The sequence below is a fragment of the Shigella sp. FC1567 genome, assembly GCF_001743015.1.
Classification (GTDB): domain Bacteria; phylum Pseudomonadota; class Gammaproteobacteria; order Enterobacterales; family Enterobacteriaceae; genus Escherichia; species Escherichia coli.
Genome location: NZ_MIIV01000231.1, coordinates 1 through 2,007 on the forward strand (window position 1 = coordinate 1; position 2,007 = coordinate 2,007).

3 protein-coding genes are annotated in these 2,007 nt (G+C 48.4%); 2 read left to right on the plus strand and 1 reads right to left on the minus strand.

Going from position 1 to position 2,007, the window contains the following annotated elements:
* Together BHE85_RS14175 and pdeB are read left to right on the plus strand one after the other, a co-directional pair.
* On the plus strand, window positions 1–331 hold a 331-nt coding region (locus BHE85_RS14175; protein ID WP_000321149.1), incomplete at its 5' end, for an integrase core domain-containing protein.
* 10 nt (window positions 332–341) lie between these two features.
* Window positions 342–1,838, plus strand: coding sequence for a cyclic-guanylate-specific phosphodiesterase PdeB (pdeB, locus tag BHE85_RS14180; protein ID WP_000938143.1), 1,497 nt, complete (start codon window positions 342–344; stop codon window positions 1,836–1,838).
* A gap of 22 nt (window positions 1,839–1,860) precedes the next feature.
* Here the strand turns inward: pdeB and BHE85_RS14185 are convergent.
* Window positions 1,861–2,007: IS1 family transposase (locus BHE85_RS14185; RefSeq protein ID WP_001437028.1), on the minus strand; the 147-nt coding region annotated here is incomplete at its 5' end.

The window sequence follows — 2,007 nt, forward strand, 5'->3', positions numbered from 1 at the left end:
AGTGGAGTGGCTGACGGATAATGGTTCATGCTACCGGGCTAATGAAACACGCCAGTTCGCCCGGATGTTGGGACTTGAACCGAAGAACACGGCGGTGCGGAGTCCGGAGAGTAACGGAATAGCAGAGAGCTTCGTGAAAACGATAAAGCGTGACTACATCAGTATCATGCCCAAACCAGACGGGTTAACGGCAGCAAAGAACCTTGCAGAGGCGTTCGAGCATTATAACGAATGGCATCCGCATAGTGCGCTGGGTTATCGCTCGCCACGGGAATATCTGCGGCAGCGGGCTTGTAATGGGTTAAGTGATAACAGATGTCTGGAAATATAGGGGCAAATCCATGCTGCCTGTCGGCTTAAGCATCTGGCTGGCCCATCAGCAGGTAGAAACATCGTTTATTGAAGAGCTGGATACCTATTCCTCCCGCGTCGCTATTCGGGCCAATAAGGTGGCGACACAAGGGAAAGATGCGCTGCAAGAGCTGGAAAGATGGCAAGGCGCTGCCTGTAGCGAAGCCCATCTCATGGAAATGCGTCGGGTATCTTACAGTTATCGCTATATTCAGGAAGTGGTTTATATCGATAACAACGTTCCCCAGTGTTCGTCTCTGGAGCATGAAAGTCCGCCCGATACCTTCCCCGAGCCAGGTAAAATTTCGAAAGATGGTTATCGTGTCTGGTTAACATCGCATAACGATTTAGGCATTATCCGTTACATGGTCGCCATGGGAACGGCACATTATGTCGTCATGATCGACCCCGCTTCCTTTATTGATGTCATTCCCTATAGCTCATGGCAAATTGATGCCGCCATTATTGGCAATGCCCATAACGTTGTCATAACCAGCAGCGATGAAATTGCTCAGGGAATTATTACCAGGCTACAAAAAACACCCGGTGAGCATATCGAAAATAATGGAATCATTTACGATATCCTGCCCTTCCCGGAGATGAATATTTCGATCATCACCTGGGCTTCAACGAAAATGTTGCAGAAAGGCTGGCATCGGCAAGTCTTTATTTGGTTACCGCTCGGGTTGGTGATTGGCCTGCTGGCAGCGATGTTTGTGCTGCGTATTTTGCGCCGTATCCAGTCACCGCATCATCGGCTGCAGGATGCTATCGAAAATCGTGATATTTGCGTGCACTATCAGCCGATTGTCTCCTTAGCCAATGGCAAAATTGTCGGTGCTGAGGCACTGGCGCGCTGGCCGCAGACAGACGGTAGTTGGTTGTCACCAGATAGTTTTATTCCGCTGGCACAGCAAACAGGCCTTTCTGAGCCATTGACGCTACTGATTATAAGAAGCGTCTTTGAAGATATGGGCGACTGGCTGCGTCAGCATCCACAGCAGCATATTTCGATCAATCTTGAATCCACCGTGCTCACCTCGGAAAAAATCCCGCAATTGCTGCGTGAAATGATCAATCACTATCAGGTTAATCCCAGACAGATCGCGCTTGAACTCACTGAACGCGAGTTTGCCGATCCGAAAACCAGCGCCCCGATAATTTCTCGCTACCGGGAGGCGGGCCATGAAATTTATCTTGATGATTTTGGTACGGGATATTCAAGTTTAAGTTATTTACAGGATCTGGATGTCGACATTCTGAAGATCGATAAATCTTTCGTTGATGCGCTGGAATATAAAAATGTCACGCCGCATATCATCGAAATGGCAAAAACACTGAAACTGAAAATGGTAGCGGAGGGAATCGAAACCAGTAAACAAGAAGAGTGGCTACGCCAGCATGGCGTGCACTACGGTCAGGGCTGGCTCTACAGCAAGGCATTACCGAAAGAAGATTTCTTACGCTGGGCCGAGCAACATTTGTGAATTTTTGGGTAATGACTCCAACTTACTGATAGTGTTTTATGTTCAGATAATGCCCGATGACCTTGTCATGCAGCTCCACCGATTTTGAGAACGACAGTGACTTCCGTCCCAGCCTTGCCAGATGTTGTCTCAGATTCAGATTATGTCGCTCAATGCGCTGAGTGTAACG